This window comes from Sulfuricurvum sp., assembly GCF_023250475.1.
In the GTDB taxonomy this organism is placed as follows: domain Bacteria; phylum Campylobacterota; class Campylobacteria; order Campylobacterales; family Sulfurimonadaceae; genus Sulfuricurvum.
The window spans coordinates 1-5,338 of record NZ_JAHFAQ010000141.1; the positions used below are offsets into that span (position 1 = coordinate 1).

A 5,338-nucleotide genomic window follows, 5' to 3' on the forward strand; every position below is an offset into this window, starting at 1 on the left:
GAATATTGGTTTGGTGATAATGCAAAGTCTTCTTTACAAAATGTACAATTTTCTGATGGGACTGTATTAACACGCAATGATATATATAAATACTATTTAGCTGATGACAATAGTAAAGGGATAACAGGTTCTTTACACGATGAAACATTATATGGCTATGGGGGAGTTGACTATATTTCTGGTAATGGCGGAAATGATATCATTATCGGCGGTAAAGGGAACGATGAGATCCGAGCGGCTTATAATGGTATAGAAACCTTTGTTTTCGATCGCGGAGACGGCCAAGATGTCATTGATTATGTTGGTAAAAAAGATACGATTGAATTTGGTTCGGGAATAACCTTGGATGATATCGATATACGAATGGTAACCGGTCCTGATAGAGGATTTACAGGTGAGCAATTAATGGTTGTTAGTCTTAGAGAAGATGGTAAGGGGTTTGAAGAATGGTCTGACAAAATTACGTTGCGTCGATCTTCATATCAATTCAATATCTCATTTTCGAATGGTAGTTCTGCCAATGTCAGGGAACTTAACGAACGATTCGGCTTTTTAGATATCGATAATATTGTAGCATTTAACGAAGAAAATGAATATGATCTTGGTTCAGGGAACGATATTCTCTACGCTCCAGGAAATGGAGCAATCATAAATGCCGGAAAAGGAGATGATTATATCTCGACCGATTACGGTAATCAGATATTTATGTTCCAACGTGGTGATGGTCGGGATTATATAGATGATTATAATGATTTCACACGTTATACCGGAAGCTCGGAAAATGACATAATCCTATTTATCGATGATACAAAAAAAGAGGATTTAATTTTTAAGGCTGATGGTAATAATTTGCTGATAGCGATAAAAGAAGAAGGGAAAACTTTTGATGAACTGCATAACATTATCATAGTAAGAGAATGGTATGCTGTAAGCGGGAGTAACATACAAAGTGGAAGAATTGAGCATATTGAATTTTCAGATGGATCATTCTTAACTCCATCACAGATCATTTCAATGATGGGAACAGATGGCAATGATTTTATTAAAGGTCTTGAAGTATCAGATATTTTACAAGGTGGTAAAGGTAATGATACTTTAGTTGGAGGGAATGGGGATGATACCTATGTCTACAATCTTGGAGACGGATACGATATTATAGATGATCTTCATGATAACCGTAGAATTGAAAATAATATTTTACAATTCGGTGCAGGTATTAGTGCAGATGATTTAATAGTCAAAAATGATGGAAACGATCTATTGATTTTAGTTAAAAATAGTCCTTCTCATAATGATCAAATTAAAATTAAAAATTGGTACTCAAGCGATTTTTTAGGATTTTTTGCGAATCAAATGATTCATTTTGAATTTTCAGATGGTACGAATATGAATATTGGAGAAATAAATTCAATAATTGATATTTATACTAATAATGCACCACAAGCTCTATCAAAAACGTCCCATACTCTCCAAAACATTCGTGGCTTTAGCGGAGATGTTGGAGCTACGGACGTAGATGGTGATATTCTTACCTACACTGTTACTACAGAAGCAACCAACGGTACACTGAGTGTTGATGAGACAGGTACATGGAACTATACGGCGGCTAATGGATATATGGGTAGTGACAGTGCTGTTATAACTATCGATGACAATAACGGAGGGGTGATTGAGCAAACCCTAAACTTTGAAGTAAACGTTTCTGCGCCGACACTCTCAGATATTACCGCAAATCTTCTCGAAGATAGCGATGTTTCTGGAGTTTTGAATGTTACTAATCCGATTGGCGGAGCTTTGGTGTATGAAGTTCTAAATCCTTCGGCAAAAGGAAACTTTACCGTTAATGAAGCAGGAGAATGGAGCTACACACCAAATGCCAATCTTAACGGTGATGACAGTGTCACTGTGAAAGTGACCAACTCATACGGTTTAAGTTCTACAGCTACAGTATCACTGGCTATCGAAGCGGTGAACGATACACCGATTCTAACTGAGGCTCCGGCACAAGTTACTCTCTATGCTGGATCAAGTACATCCGGAGGGGTCAAAGCATCCGATATAGACGGTGACATGCTCTCGTATAGTGTTGCATCCAACCCTGACCACGGGATACTCAGTATCGATGATCAAGGGCACTGGAATTACACAGCCGAACGTTATTACTCCGGATCAAGCACTGCGACGGTGAATATCGATGACCGTCACGGAGAAAGAGTGACGACGACATTGAATTTTACCAATCTGATGACTCCGGATTGGTACTATACCTACGCTAATCAGCCGTTAAACATCAATGACAATAACGGATACGACGTACTGAAGATGAATGATATTACCATGAGTGATCTTACCTTTATCCAAGAGGGAAACAATCTTCGTATAGATGTCAAAGATAAATCGGATGTTATACTCACCGACTATTTTAAATCCACTTCAAAAGGTGTTGAATCTATTCAAACACTAGAAGGCGCTATTAACCTTTCCAAAGAGAAAATAGGGTTAACAGGAGGCTTCTGGAATTCTGGTTGGGGAAGCAATTCAGATGACCTTATAATCGGAGAATCTACAACCAACGATTACTTTTTCGGTGGTGCAGGTGATGATACCTTGTTCGGTAATCGCGGAAATGATACTTTATCGGGATATTCAGGAAATGATCTACTTATCGGCGGCGAAGGGAATGACTGCCTCTCAGGCGGTAACGACAACGATATTCTTTACGGCGATAACGGCAATGATGCCCTTTGCGGTGATACAGGTAACGATAAACTCTTCGGAGGCAAAGGCAATGATACTCTTTCAGGCGGAGAGGGGAATGACCTACTGAACGGAGGGGAAGGGACAAATTCTCTCAATGGCAGTACAGGAAATGATACATACCTATTGACTAAGGGAGCCAATAATACGACCATCAACGAAAATGTTTTTGGATTCAATCTTTTCGGTCGCTGGATAGGTCAAAACGGGGGAAATGATACTGTCAAATTTGCGGAAGGAATTACCAAAGAGGATATCAGCTTCCTAATGAGAGGCAATGATCTCTTACTCCAATACGGAGATAATGAGTTCATTACGATTCAAAACCAAAAGAACGAAGGCAACCGAATCGAAAAAATGGAGCTAAACGATGGAAGTTATCTTACCGACACGGATATGGATAAAATTATTCAACAGCTTAGTGCTTACAGCAAAGATCACGGGTTTCATCTCACCAACAATACCCAGATTCAGAACAACCAAGCACTGATGAATATTGTAGCAAGCGGTTGGCATCAATAGAGTGCAAGAATCTTTACGAGGTTAATAAAACAATCTCTTTCCCCGAAAGGGGAATCTCCACTATACTCCTCTAACGTTTCAATAATATAATATATCTTAGGTTGACCAAAAACAATATGGATGATATTAATGAAGTTAATTCTAAAGAATGAACACTATTTGACGTACTCTTTTAGTTTTAAAATATTTTGCTCTAACTCTTCTAATTTTTCATCACAGATCATATAGATTGTTTCTGCATCGATGTCAATATGAATGATGTGTCAAAATCTCTCTCGTTCGAATAATTTTGCTCCAATATTCTTTATCGGCAACTTGAAGCAATAACTCACTTTGTCGCTTATCCAAATTTTTTAGTGCTTCCCCGATCGATTGCAGCCGCATGGATATTGCATCAAGTTTTTCAAGTCCTTCATCACTATCTAAAAAATCATCACTTGATTTAATGCTGATAAATCGTTTGTTAATTAATCTTAAACTTTCAAGGATAAAATCGATGAGTTCGATAGTTGTCGCTTTATCCATAGATTACTTCTTTTTGGATACTTTCAAAAATTGCACCTTTACTTCGTTTGTGTTTATGCAATAAATCGATTTTAGTGTGATACATATCTTCTAAATAATTCCAGAGACCTGTCAGATTATCGAAGGTTTTGTTTTTAAATTCGACATAGATATCAATGTCACTGTTTTCGGTTTGCTGATCTTTTGCATAGCTTCCAAAAAGACCAATTTTATCGACTTCATATGTTTTTTGTATATATGCTTTCTCTTGAGACAATTTTTGTAAAATATCATTTTTTGTCATTACAATTCTCCCTACAAAAATATCCATTCAGTACTGCTTTGCTTTATAATTTGTATTGTACCATACCCTCTTGCTTTCGGATAGAGACAAAACTTATTTAATGGTTTATATCCTATTTTAATGCATCTCAATATTCAATTTTTAAATCTCCTCTGCGTTTAAAGCCAATGAAGTTGCCAACAATGAATAGAAAAGCTCTCGTTTTTATCATTACGCCTAAAAACCAGTATCCTTAATTTGGAAGGATTATTAAAATGGATTTTCCACCGATTTTATCTCCATATGCTCAGGCAGGTTTCGATCCCTTTTTAGCTACTGTTGCATCGATGAGACGCTTGAGCATGAGGGCATGTTCAAGCCCAACTTTGTCTTTGGTAATATCAAGTTAACCATAGATACTGATTCGATCAAGGCGGTTTTCTACCGTAAGGTCATTAATTGAATAGGTTTCGGTTTCATTCTGGAATGGTAAAAAAGCAATTGAAGTCATTTATTATTTCCTTATCGGCATAGTTTATTATATTGGGTGCCATCACCGTTCCCATCGAGACTTTTTACACCACTTAATTATACTCGTGATATCAATCCCTTAGAAGCGCTTAAAATCAATCGAATTATATTAGAGCTACCAAGGTATTGATTTTATGTTTTAGCGAGTTTAAGAACTATTATTGTGCTTCTGACACAGAATAATACTTTTAGACATTGGAAATTACATAAAAAAATTAATTACAGCTTACTTTGGATGAACTGTCAGTAACCCATACACATCACTAACTCCGTCAAGATAATAGATTGTTTCTAGTGAGTTATGCTTTTTCCCTATCAAAATACCCACTCCTCGCGTGATGTAATGATAATTACCATACTCTGTATACTCTAATATTAAATACACTCTGTATGACATACTTATATATATGACATACTTATAAATCTACTATATATGGAGTTCACAAAAAACAGCCCCAACGAAAGGGCTTTATTCCGTAACAAAAGACGGCTCATTACCGACAGATTTTACAAATCCGCATAATTCTTTAAAGATACAGGTGAAAATATGGACTTCACCTTTTAAAATCAACGTAAGGCCCATAGAAGCAATTTATTGGGCATATCCTAACTTGGATATACTTTTTTAGTTTAAACTGCTCCTGATGGCAATTATGGAACGATTACACACTATTGATGAGTATCTTTCTCAGTAGAATTGCTTCACTCTCTCTTCGCGGGCTTTCAACGTAATCCATTTTC

At 36.7% G+C, this 5,338-nt stretch carries 3 protein-coding genes; 1 reads left to right on the forward strand and 2 read right to left on the reverse strand.

Annotated features, from left to right (window positions below):
• A partial coding sequence (locus Q0C19_RS10795; RefSeq protein ID WP_295055881.1) for an Ig-like domain-containing protein occupies positions 1–3,279 on the forward strand: 3,279 nt, incomplete at its 5' end.
• A gap of 246 nt (positions 3,280–3,525) precedes the next feature.
• On the opposite strand, the gene Q0C19_RS10800 is transcribed toward Q0C19_RS10795, so the two are convergent.
• Both Q0C19_RS10800 and Q0C19_RS10805 read right to left on the reverse strand, forming a co-directional pair.
• Complete coding sequence (locus Q0C19_RS10800) at positions 3,526–3,804, reverse strand: HepT-like ribonuclease domain-containing protein (RefSeq protein WP_295055883.1); 279 nt, start codon at positions 3,802–3,804, stop codon at positions 3,526–3,528.
• The gene (locus Q0C19_RS10805) at positions 3,797–4,114 is read right to left on the reverse strand and encodes a nucleotidyltransferase domain-containing protein (RefSeq protein ID WP_295055884.1); all 318 of its coding nucleotides are present in this window, start codon (positions 4,112–4,114) and stop codon (positions 3,797–3,799) included. Before Q0C19_RS10805 ends, Q0C19_RS10800 begins: the two co-directional genes overlap by 8 nt.
• Positions 4,115–5,338: the final 1,224 nt, after the last annotated feature.